We start from the raw sequence: 18,928 nt of genomic DNA on the forward strand, positions 1-18,928 counted from the left end.
TACGGTCGGGGGCGTGCGCCCTGCCGACATCGAAGACCTCGTCGTCCCCGGCCGTCCCGCCCTGCGCGGAAACCTGCTGCTCACCGCGCTGAGTCAGCCCGACCTGAAGGCGAACGCCGCCCGCGGCGCGCTGCGGCGGGTGTCGCTCGACGGCGGCGAGTCCGCGTGGACGCACGGGCCGCGCGACTCCGCCCCGGCGATTTCGCCGGACGGGCGCTGGGTGGCTTTCCTCCGCGCGGGGGAGGGCAAGGGCGCCGACGGCAGCCCGCAGCTGCACGTGATGCCGTCCGACGGCGGGGAGGCGCGGCGGCTGACGTCGCTGCACCTCGGGGCCGGTGAGCCGGTGTGGGCGCCGGACTCGCGGCGGATCGCGTTCACCGCGCGCGTGCCCGAGGCCGGCCGCTACGGGACCGAGGACGCCGACGGCGAGACCCCGGAGCCGGCCGCCGAAGCCCCGCGCCGGATCACGCGCATGGACTACCGGCTCGACGACGTCGGCTTCGTGCGCGATCGCCCGCAGCGCCTGTTCGTCGTCGACGCGGCCGAGCCCGCCGAGGAGCCCGAGCCGCTGACCGGCGCCGGGTTCGACGCGAGCAACCCGGTCTGGACGCCCGACGGCACGCGCGTCGTCTTCGTCGCGCCGCCGGAGTGGGGCGCGGCCGAAAGCGACGTCCGCGACGTCTGCGCGATCTCCGCCGAGGGTGGCGAGCCCGAGGTCCTCGTGCGCGGCGACGGCTACTCCGAGCGCCCGGCGTTCGGCCCCGACGGCACGTTGTTCTACTTCGGGCAGTCCTTTGCGGAGCACCGCGAAGCCGCGATGACCGGGCTCTACGCGGCGACGCCCGAGTTCGGCGCCGGCCCGGTGAAGTCCCGCCGGCTCACCGACCGGGAGACGGTGGACTGCGAATCGTCGGCGGGTGCCCCCACCCCGCGCGGCGCCGACGTGCTCGTGGCCGTCCGCAACCGCGGTGCGGTGGAGCTGCGCGCGGTCGCCGTCGACGCCGTCGACGCGCCGCTGGCCGACCTGGCGGTGGTCTACGCCGACCGGACGGCGCTGCGGTCGTTCGCGCTCGACGGCTCGGTGCTGGCCGCGGTGATCGCGACGCCGTCGACCTCCGGTGAGGTCGTGCTCCTCGGCGACGGCGGGCCGCGGGTGCTGACCGACTACTCGAAGCCGTTGCGGGACAAGGGCATCCGGCCGATGATCGAGCTGGAGACGACCGCGCCGGACGGCTACCCGGTGCACGGCTGGCTGGTGCTGCCCGAAGGCGAGGGTCCGCACCCGGTGCTGCGCGTGGTGCACGGCGGCCCCTTCACCCAGCAGGAGTGGGCGGTGTTCGACGAGGCCCAGGTGTACGCGGCGGCGGGCTACGCCGTGGTCGTCGGCAACCCCCGCGGTTCGGCGGGCTACGGCCAGACCCACGGCCACGCGATCACCCACGGCTTCGGCACGGTCGACGTCGACGACGTCCTGGCCCTGCTCGACAAGGCGCTGGAGCGCCCGGACCTGGACGCCTCCCGCGTCGGCGTGATGGGCGGGTCGTACGGCGGTTTCATGACGAGCTGGCTGGCCGCCCACCACGGCGAGCGGTTCAAGGCGGCGTGGAGCGAGCGCGCGGTCAACGCGTGGGACTCGATGGTCGGCAGTTCCGACATCGGCTACTTCTTCGTCGACGCGTACATCGGGTCCGATCCCGAGGTGCAGCGCGACCGGTCGCCGCTGCAGCACGCGGCGAAGATCGAGATCCCGTTCGCGGTGGTGCATTCGGAGCACGACTGGCGCTGCCCGCTGGAGCAGGCGGAGCGGATGTTCGTGGCGCTGCGGCGCGCGGGCGCCCCGGCGGAGATGCTGCTGTTCCCGGGCGAAGGCCACGAGCTGACCCGGTCGGGCCGTCCGCGGCACCGGGTGCAGCGCTTCGAAGCGGTCCTGGAGTGGTGGGCGCGGCACCTGTAGTGCGCGGCCTGGTCTGCTTCGACGTCGACGGCACCCTCGTGCCCGGCACGACTTCGTGCGCGTGGGTGGCCGCGGTGCTCGGGCACGAAGCCGAGCTCCGCGCGGCCGAAGCGGCGTACGACGCGGGCCGGATGAGCAACCAGGAGGCGTCGGTGATCGACGCCCGCGGCTGGGCGGGGCACACCGAAGCCGAGGTCCTGGCTCGGCTCGAAACGCTGCCGCTGGTCGCCGGGATCGGCGAGACGGTGGCGTGGTGCCACGACCACGACCTCCGCCCGATCCTCACCACGCTCGCGTGGACGCCGGTGGGCCGGATACCGGCCCGGCGGTTCGGGTTCGACGCGTACTGCGGCCCGGTGCCCGAAGCGGTCGGCGGCCGCTACACCGGCGAGGTCGCCGAGCACCTGGACGAGTACGGCAAGCGGGACTTCGCGCTGGCCCAGGGCTTCGCGCCGGAGCTGTGCGCCGCCGTCGGGGACAGCCGGTCCGACCTGCCGCTGTTCGCCGCCGCCGGGCTGAGCATTGCCTTCAACGCGGCACCCGCGGCCCGGGCCGTCGCGACCCACGCCGTGGACTCCGGCGATCTGCGGGCGGTCGTGCCGCTGCTGGAGCGTCAGTTCAGCAGCGTGTAGTTCAGCTCTTCGCAGACCCGGCCCAGCGGGACGTCGAGACCCGGGTGGTCCAGCGGGAGCAGCACGTCCGGCGCGATCGGCAGGGCCGCGCCCGCCGGCGGGTCCCACAGGCAGATCGCCGGGTCTCCCGAGTCCATCGAGGAGCGGTACCAGAGGCCGTCGAGGTCGCTGAACGCGCCGCGGATCGCGCGGGCCCACGCCTGCGTGAGCTTCTTCGGGCCGCTCGAGATCTCCTGGGACGCGCCCACCCGCGTGGGCCAGAGGCCGGTCAGGTCGAGCAGGCGCAGCGTGCGCGTCGGGCGGACGACGACCAGGCGGGGGCCGCGCGTGCGGCGGTCCACCGTCGAGCTGGTCTGGAAGACCTCGGCGATCGACGTGCGGACCGTGAGGCCGAAGTAGAGGACCCCGTTCGCGGGGTCGGTGACCGGCGCGCCGCCGCGGCCGGGCGGCTGCTGGTCGAACCGGCCGTGCGGGAGCGGGCCGGTGTAGCGGAACGAATTCCACTGCTGGGGGTGGTTGCCGTGCGCCGTGAAGATCCGCACCAGCCTGGTCGCGGGCTGGACCGTCACCACGTCGTCGGCGCGGTTCAGCTGCCGGACCAGGACGGATCGGGCGGGCGGCAGCGGTAGCCGGGCCATGGGTCGGGGGTGGTCCGTCCTTGTCGGTGATCTTGCTCGGGGAGGTCCAGCCTAGAGTGGCGAGCCGAGCGTGGCGATGAGGCGGGCGACGTGGTCCGGATCACCCCCGGACAGAAGCCACTGGCGAGGGGTCGCCGCGTGGTCGTTGATCACCAGGTCGGGTTGCGGTGTGCTCATGAAAGCGGCGACGACGAGCGCGGGCTGGTCCTCGGGCAGCGCCTTCAGCACGACCTCGAGGCCGGGGAGCACACCGGAGCCGGCGAACTGCCAGGCCGGGAGCTTCCAGCCGCCGTCCTTCCAGCCGGTCAGCCTGCCTTCCTTGAGGCGGTGCCGGATCCGGCTGTCGTCGACGCCGAGGGCCCTCGCGGCCTCGTTGACGCTCATCGCCCCTTCGGCGAGCACGGCGTGGGCGGCGACGGTGCGGGCCCGGAAGTCCGGTTCGTCCTCCCGCCGCGGCGAAAGGTCGAGGCCGACGTCGGCGAGCGCCGCGCGCTGGTCGGCCGAGAAGTAGTGCGAGGGATCCGGATTCGGCGGGGACAGTCTGCGCGCCGCGTCTTCGACGAGCGTCAGGAACTCGTTCGCGTCGACCTTCAGGCCCGCCTTGGCGAGGATGTTTTCCAGCGCTACAGACATGGGGTTCAGCCTAACCCGAAACAGCGCGCGTGTGCGGGTTCGTGCGGTTTCTTGCCCTGTCTGTGGGTGAATTCACCAGAGATCGACACTTACCGCACATCACTCAACACGTTGAGTAGGCAACTTCCGGCTAGTCTGACCGCATCGGGCGAGCTTGTCCAGACCCGTGACGTCTTGACACTCCGGGCCCCGCGGTCCTACGTTCCCTGTCAGTAAACGATTTCCGCTCCGTGCTCACAGGATCCGGCGGATTCCGCGCCGGTCATGGGGGACACAGGGGGTGGGGCGTGCCTGGGGGGCCCGGCACGAGCCGGCCCCCGGGCACGTCGCTCTCTGGTGTTCGGGTGCCGCCGGTCAGCGGCGGGAGCTCTTCCGTTCGATCAGCCGGGCTTCGAGCGTCGTCGTGGTCGCTTCGCGGCCGCTGTCGGCGATCCGGGCCAGCAGGAGCTGCGCGGCCACCCGTCCGACCTCGTACGCCGGCTGCGCGACGACCGTGAGCGGCGGGTCGATCAACGTCGTCCAGGGCGCGTCGTCGAACGAGACGATGCCGACGTCCCGCCCGGGCCGCAGCCCCCGCGACGAGAGGGCTTCGAGCACGCCGATCGCCATGGTGCTGTTCGCGACCAGCAGCGCGTCCGGCGGCGACGGTTCGTCGAGCAGCTCGAGCGCGGCCAGCCGGGCGCCCTCGGCGCGGTACTCCGCCCGCCGGGACAGGACGTTCGCTTCGCCGACGACGTCGCCGTACCCGGCCAGGCGGTCGTCGGCCGTGCGGACCCCGGCGGGGCCGGTCAGGCACCCGACGCGCCGGTACCCGCCGGCGAGCAGGTGCCTCGTGGCCTCGGCGGCGGCGTGCCGGGTGTCGACGAGCACCTGGTCACCCGCGTCGGCGGGCAGCGGCCGGTCCACCGCCACCAGCGGAGTCCCTTGGCGGCGCAGGCCTTCGACGTTCGTCGACCGCCCGGTGGGGGACAGCACCACCCCGGCGACGCGCTCCTGCAGCGCGACCTCGATGTAGCGCCGCTCCTTGTCTTCGTTTTCGTCGGAGTTGCACAGCACGACCGAGTAGCCGGACCGCTGCGCGAGGTCTTCGACGCCGCGCGCGATGGCGGTGAAGAAGGGGTTCTCGACGTCGGAGATGATCAGCGCGAGGACGGCGGTCTCCTGCCGCCGCAGGTTCCGCGCCAGCCCGTTCGGGTGGTACCCGAGCTCGGCGGCCGCCTCCTGCACCCGCGCGGCCAGCGTGGGGTCCACAGTGGACTTCCCGTTGAGCGCGCGCGACACGGTCGCGGTGGAGACGCCGGCCCGCGCGGCGACGTCGCTGATGGTGGCCACACGCCCTCCCTGATCACTCGTCGAGGGGGAGGATAGCGCTCCTGGTAGTCGTTTACCGTCCGCTTACCTTGCCGGGTGAAGCGCCACTTCCGGTTGACCGCGCGGGTTACGCCGAATGGCGCCGATCACGCCCCGTGGTGTCCACAGTGGAGGTAGGCGCGCGGGGTGAGCCCGGTGAGCGCCCGGCAGTCCCGGCTGAGGTGAGCTTGATCGGAGTACCCGGCGGCGACGGCGAGCGCGGCGAGGTTCGGCGCGTGCGGAGCGAGGGCGATGGCGCGCTGGAGGCGGGCGACGCGGAGGTAGGTGGCGGGCCCGTAGCCGACGGCTTGGACGAACCGGCGGCGCAGGCGCCGCTCGCCGACGGTGGCGGGCTCGGCGGGATCTTCGACAGACGCACCTCGCGGCGCGGGAGTGGTGGGGAGTGTTGGTGGGGCGCCGGCTTGCGCCGCGTGGGTAGCGGGCAGTGCTGCTGGGTTGCCGGCTTGCGCCGCGTGGGTGGGGAGTGCCGCTGGGGCGCCGGCTTGCGCCGCGTGGGTGGTGGGGCGTGCCGCTGGGGCGCCGGCTTGCGCCGCGTGGGTGGTGGGGCGTGCCGCTGGGGCGCCGGCTTGCGCCGAGCGGGTGGCGGTGAGTGCCGCTGGGTTGCCGGTTCGCGCCAACCGCGCCTCTTGCGCCGCGCGGGTATCGGGGAGCGCCACCGCGTCGCCGGCTTGCGCCGCGTGGGTAGCGGGCAGTGCTGCTGGGTTGCCGGCTTGCGCCGCGCGGGTGGTGGGGCGTGCCGCTGGGGCGTCGGCTTGCGCCGCGCGGGTGGTGGGGAGTGCGGTCGGGTCGCCGGCTCGCGCCATCCGCGCCCCTTGCGCCGCGCGGGTATCGGGGAACGCCACCGGGTCGCCGGTTCGCGCCATCCACGCCTCTCGGTCCGCGCGGGTGCTGGGGAATGCCGCCAGGTTGCCGGTTCGCGCCATCCACACCTCTTGTGCCGCGCGGGTGCTGGGGAGACCCATCGCCGCGCCGGGCCGCGTCAGCCGTGTGTCTCGTGCCGTGCCGGTGCTGGGGCGCGCCACCGCGTCGGCGACCCGGGCCACTCCCGCTTCCAGCCGGGCCACCAGCTCCGCCACCGCCGGGTCCACCGGTGGCGCCTCCGTCAGCCGGGACGCCACCACCGCCGCCGGTGTCACCTCGCCCGCCAGCAAGCGCTCCGCCAGCAGCTCCCCTTCCCGTCCCCAAAGGTCGCCGAGCGGTACCCGGCTGTCGCGCAGCTCGTCCGCCGCCACCCCGAGCACCGCGGCCGCCCGGCCGGGCACGAACCGCACCCCGTGCAATTCCGCTCCCGGGTGGGTCACCGACGACCAAGCCGTCGTGTCCGGGCCCGCCACGAACACCGAGCCGTCGCCCACCACCAGGTCGAGGCAGCCGTCGGGGACGATCCGCTTCGGGCCCGCCGATGCCGAGCGCCACACGCAGCGCGCCACGTCTGCCAGCCGCGCCGGTGGTGGCGCCTCTTCGTACACACCCCGATGATGCACCCGGGGACCGGCAAAACCCGAGCCGCACCCGTTTGGGTGAAAGTTGGACATCTTGGCCACGGCGGCTAACGCGGAGTTAGGTCACGGCGAGATATAGGCGACGCACTCGACGGAAGTGCGCGCGACGAGAGAAGACCTCTCCATGGGTGTTCCCACCGCGACCCACGAGCACCGCGCCCGCACTGCCGGGAGCGTCGTCGTGGTCCTGGGTGTGCTCGCCGCGGCCTTCGCGGTGACGTCGTTCATCGTGCCGCGGTCCGCGCGCGGACCCGCCAAGGAAGCGCCCGTGGCCGCGACGGTCGCGCCGGCCGCCGTGCGGACGGTCAGCCGGACCGTCGTCTACGAACTGCTCGGCCCGGACGGCGCCCGCAACGTCACCTACGCCGCCGCGGGCTCGGCGCTCGCGCAGCGGGCACAGGTGACGACGCCGTGGTCGGTCACCTTCACCCGGACCGGCCCCGCCGACCGCACCGAGTTCTACAGCGTCGCCGCGCAGAACCCCGGGCCCGGCGAACTTCGCTGCCGGATCGTCGTCGACGGCGTCGTGGTCGCCGAGAAGGCCGTCGCCGAGGCGGGACGCCTCTTCAGCTGCGCCGTCTGAGCCCGGCCACCCGAGCTCCCGAAAAGAGGGAAGATCGGCGGCGTGCACGACGCCGCGATCACCTTCGGGCCCGCCTTGGTGGCGGTGCTGGTCCTGCTCGCCGTCGCCGGCGCCGCCGTCGTCCGCTGGGGTGAGCTCGGGCAGGGCCGCGCGGTGCTGGTCGCCGCCGCCCGGGCGGTCGCCCAGCTGGCGCTGGTGTCGCTGATCATCACCGCGGTCCTCCGCTCGGCCCCGCTCACCGGCCTGTTCGTGCTGCTGATGTTCACCATCGCCGCGGTGACGTCGGCGCGGCGCGTCGGGACCTGGGCGAACCTGCCGTGGACCGCCGCGGCGATCGCCGCCGGGGTCGTGCCCGTGCTGGCGCTGGTCCTCGGCGCCGGCGTCGTCCCCCCGAAGCCGATCGCCCTCGTGCCGATCGCCGGCATCGTGATCGGCGGCGCGATGACCGCGACGTCGCAAGCCGCGCGCCGGGCGCTCGACGAGCTCAAGTCCCGCCACGGGGAGTACGAAGCCGCGCTCGCCCTCGGCTTCCTGCCCCGCCCGGCCGCCCTCGAGATCTGCCGCCCGTCGGCCGGGCACGCGCTGATCCCGGCGCTCGACCAGACCCGCACGGTCGGCCTGGTGACGCTGCCGGGCGCCTACGTCGGCGTCCTGCTGGGCGGCGCCGGGCCGATCGAAGCGGGGTTGACGCAGGTGCTGGTGCTGATCGGGCTCCTCGCGGCCGAAGCCGTCTCGATCCTGGTGACCGTGCAGCTCGTCGCGGCCGGGAAGCTCAGCCGAGCGGCGTAGCCAGGTGCCCGGTGTCGTTGAAGCGCCGGATGATCCAGGTGTCGCCGTGCAGCACCAGGTGCGAGATCGAGCCGTTGTCCGCGCCGAGGAACGCGAACCGCTCGACCGAGCGGCCGGCCTGCGCGAACACCTCGCCGATCACGCCGCCGTGGGTGAACACGGCGACGCGCTGGTCCGGGTGCGCGGCCGCGATCCGCGTCAGCGCGCCGCGCAGGCGGGCGCCGAACCGCTCGTCGGACTCCGCGCCCGGGATGACGTCCCAGCGCTGCTCGCTCCACAGCCGCTCGACGATCGGGTGGCCTTCGGCGGTGTACTTCCGGAAGAGCCCGTTTTCCCAGTCGCCGAGGTGGATCTCGCGCAGGTCCGGCTCGACGACCGGGGTGATCCCGAGCTTCTCCGCCAGCGGCGCGGCGGTCTCGGCGGTGCGGCGCAGCGTCGTCACGTAGATCGCGTCGATCCGCTCGCCGGCCAGCCGGTCGCCGACGCGCCGGGCGTGGTCGCGGCCGTCGGGGGCGAGCTCCGGGTCGGCCTGGCCGTCGACCAGCTCGAACGGGTTTTCGCCTCGGGCGGGAGCCGATTCGCCGTGCCGCACCAGGAAGATCTCCGTCGCGCCCGGCGGCGGGCTGAAGCGGTGCTGGCGGTACTCGATCTCCTGCTCAGGGGTGCTCATGGCCCCGACATTATCCGAGTTGCTTGTCCACGAAACACCACCGCCAGGTCTCGCCCGGCTCGAAGCTCCGCATGACCGGGTGCCGGCTTTCGTGGAAGTGCCGGGTGGCGTGCCGGCGCGGCGAGGAGTCGCAGCAGGCGACGTTGCCGCACTTCAGGCACATCCGCAGGTGCACCCAGGTGGTGCCCTCCTCGACGCAGGCCGCGCAGGTGTCCGGCGAGCTGGGCTCGCGCTCGACCCACTCGTGGGCCAGGTGCTTGCACGAGCCGGCCGTCGCGGCCGGTGTGCGCAGCTCGCGGCCTTCGACTTCGGGCTCTTCCTCGTCGCGGTCCAGCATGGACTCTTCGATGTCGAGCCGCTCCAGGACCTTCCGCAGGACGTCGTCGTCGGCGCTGCCGGCGTCACGGGCCTTCAGGAACTGCTCGCGTTCCACCTCGAGGAGCTGGATCCGCAGGCGGCGGTAGGCGTCGCTCGGCGTCTCGGCGAGCACGCTTTGGCGGCCGAGCTGCTCCCACGCGGAGTCGGAGCGGTTCTGCAGCCGGTCGCGGATGCGCTGGATGATCTCCGGCGGGTCGTCCGGCCGCTGGATCTCCTCGAGCTTCGCCAGCGCCGCCGTGGTCATGTCGTGCAGCACGGACGCTTCCTGCAGCGCGTCCTCCGCCGGGTCGGGCCGCGGCAGGCGCAGCCGCCGGATCAGCGGCGGCAGCGTCATGCCCTGCACAGCGAGCGTGCCGGCCACGACGACGAACGCGGCGAGCACCAGCACGGCCCGTTGCGGGGTGTCCGCCGGCAGTACGAAGGCCGCGGCGAGCGTGACGACCCCGCGCATGCCCGCCCAGGAGATCACCGCCGAGTAGCGCCACGGCCAGATCTTCGACCGGGTCTTGCCGGGCAGGAACCGCCGTTCCAGCCGTTTCACGGTGCCGATCCCGACCAGCCACAGCATCCGCGTGAAGATCGTCGCGGCGAGCACCGCCACGCAGATCCACGTCAGCATGCCCAGCGACAGCCCGGATTCGCCCACTTCGGACAGGATCCGCCGCAGCTGCAGGCCGATCAGCAGGAAGACCATGTTCTCCAGCAGGAACGCGATGGTCTGCCAGTTCAGCCTGCTGGCCAGCCGGGCCGAGCCGGAGAGGATCTTCGGTGCCTTGTGCCCCAGGATGAGCCCGGCGACGACCACGGCGAGCACGCCGGACCCGTGGATCGCCTCGGTCGGGATGTAGGCGATGAACGGCACCGCGAACGACAGCGCGGTGTCCAGCACCGGCTCGTTCAGCCGGGCGCGGATGAACGCGGCCACGAACCCGACGACCAGCCCGAGCACGATCCCGCCGATGGCCGCGCGCAGGAAGTCGGCGCCGACCTGCCAGAAGCTGACCGAGCCGGCCAGCGCGGCGATGGCCGTGCGCAGGGCGACCAGCGCGGCCGCGTCGTTGAAGAGGCTCTCGCCTTCGAGAAGCCGGATCAGCTTGCGGGGCATGCCGACCCGGCGGGCCACGACGCTGGCCGCGACCGCGTCCGGCGGCGCCACGATCGCCCCGAGCGCGATGCCGCCGGCCAGCGGGAGGCCGGGGATCACCGCCCAGGCGACCAGCCCGACCCCGAACGCGGTGAACACGACCAGCCCGACCGACATCAGCCCGATCGCGCCGCGGTTCTTCCGGAAGTCGACCAGCGACGTCTGGATGGCCGCCGAGTACAGCAGCGGGGGGAGCAGGCCGAGCAGCACGACCTCGGGGTCGAGGTGGTACTCGGGCACGCCGGGGACGTACGACGCCGCGACGCCGACGACGATCAGGCACAGCGGGGCGGACCAGTCCAGCCGCCGCGCCACGGCGCTGACGACGAGGACCGTCACGACCAGCGCCACTATCTCTGCCGCTATGTGCACGGGGTAATCATTACCCGCCCGCCGCGGCGGGTGTCACCTGGCCAGCTCGGGGAGCACTTCGGCGACCAGCTGGGTGTCCATGTACTCGGTGATCTCGCGGATCCGGCCGCCCTCGAGCCGGAAGACGAAGCAGTACTGGTTGTCGTAGCGCTGCCCGGCCTTGGTAGCGACGCTGCCCCGCGTCTCGACCACGACGACGTCGTCCTCGGCCACGAACCGGCTCGCGGTGCTCGTGTAGACGCCGTCGAACTGCTCGCCGAGCGGCCCGAGCAGGTCCCGGCGGACGGAGTCCTTGCCGGCGAAGCTGCCGGACCAGCTGTTGTGCCCGCCGACGGTCCAGGTGACGTCGTCGGCCATGGCGGCGACCAGCGGCCGGATGTCGCCGGTGGCCCAGGCGGCGAAGGCGGTTCTCAGGAGTTCCTTGTTTTCGGCTGCGCTCATGGCTGGTAGTCAACACGCTGGAGCGCGCTCCAGGGCAAGTTCGTAGGCTGGGTCCGTGACGACGGTGGAGACCGCGGCCGGCGCACTGCGCGGGTCCGAGCGGGACGGGGTCAGGACCTTCCTCGGCGTGCCCTACGCCGAGCCGCCGGTGGGGGAGCTGCGGTTCCGCGCGCCCCGGCCGGCGCCGCCCTGGTCCGGTCTCCGTGACGCCGTCGAGTGGGCACCCCAGGCACCGCAGCCGGAGCTGACCGGGCGCGGCTTCACCGGCGACGAGGACTGCCTCTACCTGAACGTCTACGTGCCGGCGGCGCCCGGCTCGTACCCCGTGCTCGTCTGGATCCACGGTGGCGGCGGCGTGATGGGCGCGCCGCACCAGTTCGACGCCTCCGCGTACGCCCGCGCCGGCGTGGTGGTCGTGACCGTCGCCTACCGGCTCGGCGTGCTCGGGATGCTGCACCTGCCCGGCGTCGCCGACTCGAACCTGTCCCTGCGCGACCAGGTCGCGGCGCTCGAGTGGGTGCGCGACAACGTCGGTGCGTTCGGCGGCGATCCGGGCCGGGTCACGCTCGCCGGGCAGTCCAACGGTGGCCGCACGGTCGGGACGCTGCTCGCCGTACCCGCCACGCGCGGGCTGGTCCACCAGGCGATCGTGCAGAGCGGCACCGGCGTCGGCTCGGTCGTGCACACCCCGGCCGAGGGCGCGGCGATCGCTTCGGCGGTCCTCGCCGAGCTGGACGTCTCGCCGGAGGACCTCGCGACTCTGCCCGTGACGCGGATTCTCGCGGCGCAGCAACGGGTTTCGGCGGTGTCCGGCACGAAGGTGACCTACCGCGTGGTCGTCGGGGACGAGCTGCTGCCGGAACGCCCGCTGGACGCCGTCCGCGAGGTCCCGCTGCTCATCGGGACGACGGCCGACGAGGAGGACCTGTTCAGCTGGCTGCAGTCGGGTGGCGCGAAGCTCCTGGGCGTCGGGTCGACGATGCTGGACGCCACCGAGGTCGAGAAGGCCGTCTCGGCGTACGGCGAGTTGCTCGGCTGGCCCGAGGAGCAGATCCGCAACCGCGCGCTGACCGCGGGGGACTGGTGGATCCCGGCGATCCGGTTCGCCGAGAAGCAGCCGGCCGCCTGGATGTACCGGCTGGACTGGCGGATCGCCCCGCGGGGCAAGGGCCTCGGCGCGCCGCACGGGCTGGACCTGCCGTTGACGTTCGACGACATCCGCAACAAGAACTGGCGGTTCCTCTTCGCCGGCCGGACGTTCCCGGCGGAGCGCATGCAGGCGATGGCGACGGAGATGTTCGGCTCGTGGGTCCGGTTCATCGCGACCGGCGACCCGGGCTGGCCGCGCTACACGGGCGACGACCGCGTGACGCGCCTCTTCGACGACGTCTCGACGACGGTCTCGGACCCGGACCGCGCCCAGCGCCTCCTCTGGGAATGACCGAGGCGGCCGGCGGCGTGCATCGGCCCGCGTGTAGCAGAAGGGCGAGTGGCTGCGACCTAGTACTCGTCCCCGATGCCCACGCGAACCGGAGGCAGCTGGATGAGCTCAGGGCGAGACAAAGGGCCGAGCAACTCGTCGCGTCTCACCGGGAAACGGCAGCTTGCGCGTCGCCGACGGCGACGACCGGCTCCGGCCGACGGAGGCGACAGATCGGAGCAGCCGCAAGCCGAACGAACGCGGGGGACGGTCGCCGTGCAGCGGGCGCTGCAGCTGCGGGTCGAAAGCCACCTCAAGGGCGACGCCGAGGCCGCAGGCATCGCGGCAGCGCCGACTTACACCGGCCCTCCGGTTCAGCTCCCGATTCCCGTCCGGATCTGGCTCGAGGGCGAATCCGGCAGCGTCGAGGTTCAAGACGCCGTCAAGAACCTGTTGAATTCGCAGGGGTTCACGGTCGTTCGCGCGTACCCGGCGCAGCAGGGATCCTGGCGTCGCTCATTCGTCTTCCGACTGCGCCGGGCCAGTTCATCGGAAGAGATGCGTCGGCGCCTCGAGAAGGTCGAACGCGGGATCGAGCTCCAGCTCCTCACCAAGAACCAGGCGCACGTCGACCAGGCTCAGGGAGATGCGGTCGCGAAACTGCTCGTCGCTCTCGAGGCTTCACCGACAGCCATGGTTCAGATCGGCTCGGTCCTGATCGTCAAGATCGACGGCGTTCCGCTCGTTCGCAACCTCACGCAGACGGAAATCGCCATGCTCGACCGCGACCCGTCTCTGCTCGACAACCCTCGTTCGGTCCTGCGCGCGCTCGGTGACGCGGCCATGGCAGCTCCTGATCCGGAAGCAGGACGCCTGGCCGCGGTGAAGAGCCGGGACCATCGGCCGGGAGCCGGTTGACAGCGCCTCCCCCGGACCTGACCGAGGGCGGCACTTTCACGGGAAAGTGCCGCCCTCGGTCAGGTGCTAGACGGTGATCTTGTCGACGTTCGGGCCGCCGTTGGCGGTCGTCGCGGTCGCCTTGATCTTGTTCGTCCCCGCGGTCAGCGTGACCGGGATCGTGACCGTCTGCCACGTGTCCCAGTTGCCCGTGCCGCCGAACGCCACCGCGGACGCCACCTTCGTACCGTTCACCGTGAGGTCCATCGGCCGGTTCACCGTGGTGCCGTTGGCGTACCGCAGGACGACGTTCGCGGCGCCGGCCGACGCCGCGTTCACGGTGAACTCCACCGCGCTGCCCGTCGCGTTGTCGTAGTTGACGAAGCCGGTGCCGGTGAAGCCGGCGTGGTTCGACTCCGCGACGCCGTTGGTGATCGTGGCGTTCTCGGCCTGGTAGTCGGCGGGGTTGCCGGGGGTGACCGTGCCGTCCGCCGGGATCGTCTTCGTCCCGGTGTTCCAGCCCGCGACCCGCACGGACGGCTTGGCGCCCTTGAGGTCCGCGGTCCGGTACGTCGCCGTCAGCGTCGTCGACTCGCCGGGCCAAAGGGTGACCTGGTTGTCGGTCCACCGCACCGGCAGCACCGGCGCGCCCGCCGCGCCGACCACGTGCGCGTCGACGAAGAACGCCGGCACCTTGCCGGCCGCCGGGTTCGTCAGCGTCACCTTGGTCGTCGTGGTGCCGTCGCCGTTCGTCGTCGTGCTGGCCGTCGAGCCCAGCGGAACCTGGGCCAGGCCGTTCAGGCCGGACAGGTCCGCGTAGGCCGACTGAGGCGTGTAGTACCAGTCGCTGTTGCCCCAGTCGAGCGTGTCGGCCTTGGTGGACAGCCAGTACACGTTCCGGCTGACCTCCTTGCCCGACGAGTCGGTGAGCACCAGCTTCGCCAGGTACGTCGTCGACAGCCCGCTCACCGAGCCGATGGTCAGCGCGGTCGTCTTCGCGCCGTCACCGCCCACCGAAACGGCCTTGGACTGGTCGTACTTCGCCGTCCCGTCCAGGTTGAACAGCTGCACGCGCGCGGTGAGGCCCGACGCCGCGTCGTGGTTGTGGTTCACCACGACCACCGACTTGGTGTCGTACGAGTACTGGATGTGCAGCGGTTCGTTCGCCTTCTTGGCCCCGAAGTAGGAGCCGTTCTGGTCGAGGTAGGCGTCGAACAGCTGCCAGTGCAGCGACGTCCAGCCGCTGTTGAGCATCCAGTAGATGATCCCGGTGGCCGGGTTCGAGCCGTCGCTGAAGTTGCGCGAGTGCGACTCGAACTCTGCGCGGACGTTCTCGTACTGCGCCAGCTGCGCCTTCCGGACGTAGTCGTCGAGGTTCGCCGGCTTGCCGTAGCGGCCGGCCAGCGCGTCGCCGAACAGCTTCAGGTTGCCGAACGTCGAGGACGAGGACCGGTGGTACTGCGTGGCCGACGGGTTCTTCCATAGCGTGTCGAGCTCGCTCGAGGACATCATCCGCTTGAGCGTGTCCATGGTCGGGATGTCCGGCCCGGCACTGGTTTCGGAGTTGAAGCTCCACGCGCCGCCGAGGTCGGTGTGCGCCTTGTCGTACCAGTAGTTCGGCGGCACGTAGTCGTACGGCCCGTTCATCTTCATGCCGGACGACCCGAGCTGCGGCGACGACTTCGCCGACGCGGCCGGGACCACCGGGGTGGGCCAGTCCGCGGCGCTCAGCGCGTCGAGGTAGTTCTTCTCGATGGTCGCGTCCGGCGCGAAGTCGCTGCCGATCAGGAACGAGATGACGCTCGGGTGGTCGCGCAGGCGCTCGGCCTCCGCGGTCATCGACGCCTTCGCGACCGGGTAGTCCGCGGCGGTCCACGGGTCACCCTTCTCGTCGCCGTTTACCTGGCCTTCCCACTTGTCGCAGCATTCCCAGCCGGGCAGCGTCAGCACGCCCATCCGGTCGGCGAGGTCGAAGAACTCGTCCGGCTCGATGTGCCCTTCCAGGCGCACGGTGTTGAGCCCGAGGTCCTTGACGTAGGCGAGCTTGTCCGCCGCGTACTGCTCGTTCCAGCGCAGGAACAGGTCCGGCGAGTAGCCGCCGCCCTTGATCAGCAGCGGGCGCCCGTTGATCGTGTACGCCCGGCCGCCGCTCGCGTTCTTGTTCGCCGTCACCTGGCGGACGCCGAAGCTCGAGTGCGAGGTGTCCGACGCGGTTCCGCCGACGGCCGCGGTCAGGTCGAGGTCGTAGAGCGGCTGCCCGCCCATCCCGGCCGGCCACCAGACCTGCGGGTTGTCGATCCCGACCACGCCGAACGTGACGGTCTTCTTCTCCTTGGCGGCCAGGGAAACGGTCTGGGTGACCGGTTTGCCGGCGACCGTGCCGGACACCGTCGCCGAGACCGCGGCCGCGGAGTCGTTGCGGACGTCGGCCTTCACCGTGAGGTCGGCGTGGCTCAGCCCGGTCAGCTTGGTCACGACGTGGCCGCCGCGCAGCGCCACCGGGCCGCTGCGCCGGACGAGGACGTCCCGCACGATGCCCATGTTCTGGTCCGGCGGGGTCTGGGCCCAGTCGATCCAGCCCATCGACAGGTCCTTGTTCGGGTCGTTCGGGTAGACCTTGAACGCGATGCTGTTCGCGCCTGCCTTCACCTGCGCGGTGATGTCCAGGTCGTGGCGGGTGTAGGCGCCGTTGACCTGGGACTTGTCCGCGATCCGCGTCCCGTTGACCCAGACGTCGGCCTTGGACAGCACGCCGCTGAAGTCGAGGTACGTCCGCTGCGTGGTGTCGGTGACGGTGAGGTCGGTGCGGTACCACCAAGGGATCTGAAAGTCCGCGGTCGGCACGTTCTTCATGTTGGTGGAGTAGAACGGGTCGGCGTACTTGCCGTTGGCCAGCAGGCCGGCGTAGACCGTCGAGCGCGGGCCGACCGGGTACCAGCCCGAGGTGTTGTACCCCGGCTTGGACACCGCCGAGTCGTCGCTCACCTGCGCCGACGTCTGGATCAGGAAGCCGGGGACGGCGGTGGCCGGGGCCGCGGCCGCGACGACCGCTCGCACCGGGACCTGCCCGGTGGCCGACGCGACGGTGGCTCCGCTCACCGCGACGGCCAGCGAGGCCGCCACGAGGAGAGTCCGGGTTCTTTTCTGCCGATAGCTCACTAGCGCGCCTCCTAGGCACCCACGGCGGCGGGGGACTGCGGACTTTCGTTAGGGAACTTTCCTAACAATTGCGGACGATGGTAGCGGTCCGATCACGCGGAGAACAGGGGCGTTCCCGTCAAACCCGGGCGGTCCGCCACGCCGCGGCGGCGCGCAGGGCCAGCAGGAGCGGCAGGGAACCGTCTTCCCAGAGCCGTTGCGGCAGTGCCTCGCTGAGCGGTACACCGGCGGCCAGCGCGGCGCCGATCGCGGCGAGGTCGACGTCGAAGAGCGTCAGGCCGGCGCTGTAGAGCCGTTCGCCGCTGACCGGGCGGCGCCGGGCGACCTCCGCGCTGTCGGCCGCGAGCTCGGTCAGCCCGAAGAACTCCGGCTTGGCGCCGCGGTCCATCCAGCGCGCGAAGCCCGTCACCTTCGTCGAGCGGATGTCGGCGGGGGTGAGGCCGCTTTCCTCGCACAGCTCGCGTTCCATCCCGGCGCGGACCGCGGTGTGCAGGGCCTGCCGCGCGCCGCCGTCCGGCGTGCGCAGGTCGCGGGGTTCGAGCGAGCCGCTGCCCGACGGCGCGAGCAGCAGCCCGCTCACGGCGTTGAGCGCCGACTGCCGGACGGTGACGAGCTTGCCGTCGGTGGTGAAGGCGACCGTGGAGACGCCGACGTGGTCGGCCAGCGCGCTGCCGCTCAGCTCGCGCAACGCGCCCGCGGAGTCGGTGAGCTCGGCCTTGCGCAGGTCGTACTCCTCGCCGGTGTCGGTGCGCGTGATGCGGAGCGTGCCGAGTTCGTTCGAGCAGACGGCGTCGAAGAACCGCGCCCGGTGCAGCCGGATCGGCGCGGGCCGCGCCCCGGTGGCGGGCAGCGGGTCGCCGCGCATGCCGACGACGGGACCGTTGAACAGCAGGCGGCCACGGGCCCGCAGCGGGAGGACGTGCGGCGCGGTCGCCTTGAGGGACGGCGGCAGCCGGTAGGGTTCCTCGGCCACGTCGATCGTGTGCCGCTCTTCCCACAGTTCGCGGTCGATCGCGGCGCTGACCAGCGCGGTTCCCCGGGCGGGCACGGCGAGGTACGCCGCTTCCGGGTACGCCGACGGCGGCGGCAGCTCGGCGGCCGGGAACGGCGCCGCGATGGCGGTGAACTCGAACCCGGCCCACCGGCGGCGCAGCAGCCGCACGTCCCGGGTGAAGGTGGTGACGCCGAGGGCGAGCGCGATGATCGAGAGCACCACGCCGATCGCGCTCGGCAGGATGGTGACGACCCCGAGCAGCACCCCGAGACCGGACGCGGCGAGCGGCCACTCGCGGGCGCCGAGGAAGCCGAGGTAGTCCGCCCTCGCCCGGGCGCGGCGCGTCAGTTTTCCCATCGCCGCACTGTTTAGCACGGCGGAGGTGGTGCGCGGGACGGGTTTCAGGCTTCGGCGTCGAGGTAGACCCAGTGGCCGTCGTCACGCCGGAAGCGGCTGTTCTCCTCTTGGAAGCCGTCGCGGCCCCGAAGCCGGTAGTGCGCCCGGAACTCGACGGTGCCTTCGGTGTGCAGCAGGCCCCCGCCGGTGCGCCCCAGGATCTCCAGCCGCGTCCACTCCTGCGCGGGGTCGAGCGCGAGCCGCCGGGGCCGGGTGCGCGGGTGCCAGGTCCGCAGCAGGTACCCCGTGTCGCCCACGGCGAACGCGCTGAACCGCGACCGCATCAGCAGTTCGGCCGTCGGCGCGGCGAGCGCGCCGTCGTGGAACCGGCCGCAGCAGGCGGCGTAGGACTCGGCGAGACCGCACGGGCACGGGACGGGAGGCATCGGGGAATTGTGCCACGACCGTCCACTCCGGACTAACCGGCGTTGACGGGTTTCCCGCTCTCGCGCGCCTCTTGCGCCCCGCGGACCGCGAGCCGGTCGGCGCGTTCGTTCTCCGGGTGGCCGGCGTGGCCCTTGACCCACAGCCATTCGACCTCGTGCCCGCCGATCGCCGCGTCGAGGCGCTGCCAGAGGTCCGCGTTCTTGACCGGTTCGCGCGCCGCCGTCTGCCAGCCGTTGTTCTTCCAGCGAGGCAGCCACTGCGTGATCCCGTTGCGCACGTAGGTGCTGTCGGTGAACACGCGCACCTGCGACGGCCGCGTCAACGTCTCCAGGGCCCGGATCGGCGCGGTCAGCTCCATCCGGTTGTTCGTCGTCGGCGTGGCTTCGCCGCCGTACAGCTCGCGCTCGTGCTTGCCGTAGCGCAGCACCGCGCCCCAGCCGCCCGGTCCGGGGTTCCCGCTGCACGCGCCGTCGGTGTAGATCTCCACGTCCACGCGGCGACCCTATCGGTTCCGGCTCTCGCCCAACGCCGCCACGCCGGGTTACGGTGGGCATCCGGAGCGGAGCGG

At 72.4% G+C, this 18,928-nt stretch carries 17 protein-coding genes; 6 read left to right on the top strand and 11 right to left on the bottom strand.

Annotation, left to right across the window (positions count from 1 at the left end; all coding sequences use genetic code 11):
• The first annotated feature begins 13 nt into the window (after window positions 1-13).
• Together ACLJQM_RS33835 and ACLJQM_RS33840 are read left to right on the top strand one after the other, a co-directional pair.
• Entirely contained in the window at window positions 14-1,954 is a 1,941-nt protein-coding gene (locus ACLJQM_RS33835) for a S9 family peptidase (RefSeq protein WP_410634407.1), read from the top strand.
• Window positions 1,954-2,586, top strand: a complete 633-nt coding sequence (locus ACLJQM_RS33840) for an HAD family hydrolase (RefSeq protein WP_410634409.1) — start codon at window positions 1,954-1,956, stop codon at window positions 2,584-2,586. The genes ACLJQM_RS33835 and ACLJQM_RS33840 overlap by 1 nt, the downstream gene beginning before the upstream one ends.
• Here ACLJQM_RS33840 and ACLJQM_RS33845 read toward each other — a convergent pair.
• From ACLJQM_RS33845 to ACLJQM_RS33860, 4 genes are all read right to left on the bottom strand, one after another.
• Window positions 2,568-3,224, bottom strand: a complete 657-nt coding sequence (locus tag ACLJQM_RS33845; protein WP_086861703.1) for an RES family NAD+ phosphorylase — start codon at window positions 3,222-3,224, stop codon at window positions 2,568-2,570. The genes ACLJQM_RS33840 and ACLJQM_RS33845 overlap by 19 nt on opposite strands.
• 51 nt (window positions 3,225-3,275) lie before the next feature.
• The gene (locus ACLJQM_RS33850; RefSeq protein WP_247021397.1) at window positions 3,276-3,857 is read right to left on the bottom strand and encodes a DNA-binding protein; all 582 of its coding nucleotides are present in this window, start codon (window positions 3,855-3,857) and stop codon (window positions 3,276-3,278) included.
• A 354-nt stretch (window positions 3,858-4,211) separates the two neighbouring features.
• Window positions 4,212-5,189, bottom strand: a complete 978-nt coding sequence (locus ACLJQM_RS33855) for a LacI family DNA-binding transcriptional regulator (protein ID WP_410634412.1) — start codon at window positions 5,187-5,189, stop codon at window positions 4,212-4,214.
• A gap of 125 nt (window positions 5,190-5,314) precedes the next feature.
• Window positions 5,315-6,697: a helix-turn-helix domain-containing protein gene (locus tag ACLJQM_RS33860; protein ID WP_410634413.1), complete on the bottom strand. Its 1,383-nt coding sequence runs from the start codon at window positions 6,695-6,697 to the stop codon at window positions 5,315-5,317.
• Between the two features lie 157 nt (window positions 6,698-6,854).
• On the opposite strand from ACLJQM_RS33860, the gene ACLJQM_RS33865 reads away from it, so the two are divergent.
• Entirely contained in the window at window positions 6,855-7,313 is a 459-nt protein-coding gene (locus tag ACLJQM_RS33865; protein WP_247021401.1) for an MmpS family transport accessory protein, read from the top strand.
• 42 nt (window positions 7,314-7,355) lie between these two features.
• Window positions 7,356-8,102 carry an ABC transporter permease gene (locus ACLJQM_RS33870; protein ID WP_410634415.1) on the top strand — a complete coding sequence of 249 codons (747 nt, stop codon included), beginning with the start codon at window positions 7,356-7,358 and terminating at the stop codon, window positions 8,100-8,102.
• Here ACLJQM_RS33870 and ACLJQM_RS33875 read toward each other — a convergent pair.
• The 3 genes from ACLJQM_RS33875 to ACLJQM_RS33885 are packed head-to-tail and all read right to left on the bottom strand — an operon-like array spanning window position 8,086 to window position 11,107.
• Window positions 8,086-8,772: a histidine phosphatase family protein gene (locus tag ACLJQM_RS33875; RefSeq protein WP_360770224.1), complete on the bottom strand. Its 687-nt coding sequence runs from the start codon at window positions 8,770-8,772 to the stop codon at window positions 8,086-8,088. The genes ACLJQM_RS33870 and ACLJQM_RS33875 overlap by 17 nt on opposite strands.
• 10 nt (window positions 8,773-8,782) lie before the next feature.
• Window positions 8,783-10,666, bottom strand: a complete 1,884-nt coding sequence (locus ACLJQM_RS33880) for a Na+/H+ antiporter (protein ID WP_247021407.1) — start codon at window positions 10,664-10,666, stop codon at window positions 8,783-8,785.
• A gap of 33 nt (window positions 10,667-10,699) precedes the next feature.
• Window positions 10,700-11,107 carry a nuclear transport factor 2 family protein gene (locus ACLJQM_RS33885; protein WP_410634416.1) on the bottom strand — a complete coding sequence of 136 codons (408 nt, stop codon included), beginning with the start codon at window positions 11,105-11,107 and terminating at the stop codon, window positions 10,700-10,702.
• A gap of 55 nt (window positions 11,108-11,162) precedes the next feature.
• On the opposite strand from ACLJQM_RS33885, the gene ACLJQM_RS33890 reads away from it, so the two are divergent.
• On the top strand, window positions 11,163-12,548 hold the full coding sequence (locus ACLJQM_RS33890) for a carboxylesterase/lipase family protein (RefSeq protein WP_410634417.1): 1,386 nt from the start codon (window positions 11,163-11,165) through the stop codon (window positions 12,546-12,548).
• A 255-nt stretch (window positions 12,549-12,803) separates the two neighbouring features.
• A complete protein-coding gene (locus ACLJQM_RS33895) occupies window positions 12,804-13,445 on the top strand; it encodes a hypothetical protein (protein WP_410634418.1) in 642 nt (213 codons plus the stop codon).
• Window positions 13,446-13,511: 66 nt separating this feature from the next.
• On the opposite strand, the gene ACLJQM_RS33900 is transcribed toward ACLJQM_RS33895, so the two are convergent.
• The 4 genes from ACLJQM_RS33900 to rnhA form a co-directional block, all read right to left on the bottom strand.
• Window positions 13,512-16,583 (bottom strand): glycosyl hydrolase 2 galactose-binding domain-containing protein, encoded by a 3,072-nt coding sequence (locus ACLJQM_RS33900; RefSeq protein WP_410634420.1) that lies wholly within the window; start codon window positions 16,581-16,583, stop codon window positions 13,512-13,514.
• Between the two features lie 118 nt (window positions 16,584-16,701).
• Window positions 16,702-17,934 carry a hypothetical protein gene (locus tag ACLJQM_RS33905; RefSeq protein ID WP_410634421.1) on the bottom strand — a complete coding sequence of 411 codons (1,233 nt, stop codon included), beginning with the start codon at window positions 17,932-17,934 and terminating at the stop codon, window positions 16,702-16,704.
• 44 nt (window positions 17,935-17,978) lie between these two features.
• The gene (locus ACLJQM_RS33910; RefSeq protein WP_247021418.1) at window positions 17,979-18,359 is read right to left on the bottom strand and encodes a YchJ family protein; all 381 of its coding nucleotides are present in this window, start codon (window positions 18,357-18,359) and stop codon (window positions 17,979-17,981) included.
• Between the two features lie 32 nt (window positions 18,360-18,391).
• Window positions 18,392-18,853, bottom strand: coding sequence for a ribonuclease HI (gene rnhA, locus ACLJQM_RS33915; protein ID WP_247021426.1), 462 nt, complete (start codon window positions 18,851-18,853; stop codon window positions 18,392-18,394).
• Window positions 18,854-18,928 lie beyond the last annotated feature (75 nt).

Origin of the sequence: Amycolatopsis sp. cmx-4-83 (genome assembly GCF_046548815.1) — a bacterium.
GTDB classification, from domain to species: Bacteria; Actinomycetota; Actinomycetes; order Mycobacteriales; family Pseudonocardiaceae; genus Amycolatopsis; species Amycolatopsis pretoriensis_A.

Excerpts from the sequence above, each read along its gene's own strand:
- ACLJQM_RS33905 (WP_410634421.1), bottom strand. The coding sequence starts at position 17,934 with ATGGGAAAACTGACGCGCCGCGCCCGGGCGAGGGCGGACTACCTCGGC.
- ACLJQM_RS33875 (WP_360770224.1), bottom strand. The coding sequence starts at position 8,772 with ATGAGCACCCCTGAGCAGGAGATCGAGTACCGCCAGCACCGCTTCAGC.
- ACLJQM_RS33885 (WP_410634416.1), bottom strand. The coding sequence starts at position 11,107 with ATGAGCGCAGCCGAAAACAAGGAACTCCTGAGAACCGCCTTCGCCGCC.
- ACLJQM_RS33845 (WP_086861703.1), bottom strand. The coding sequence starts at position 3,224 with ATGGCCCGGCTACCGCTGCCGCCCGCCCGATCCGTCCTGGTCCGGCAG.
- ACLJQM_RS33910 (WP_247021418.1), bottom strand. The coding sequence starts at position 18,359 with ATGCCTCCCGTCCCGTGCCCGTGCGGTCTCGCCGAGTCCTACGCCGCC.
- ACLJQM_RS33850 (WP_247021397.1), bottom strand. The coding sequence starts at position 3,857 with ATGTCTGTAGCGCTGGAAAACATCCTCGCCAAGGCGGGCCTGAAGGTC.
- ACLJQM_RS33865 (WP_247021401.1), top strand. The coding sequence starts at position 6,855 with ATGGGTGTTCCCACCGCGACCCACGAGCACCGCGCCCGCACTGCCGGG.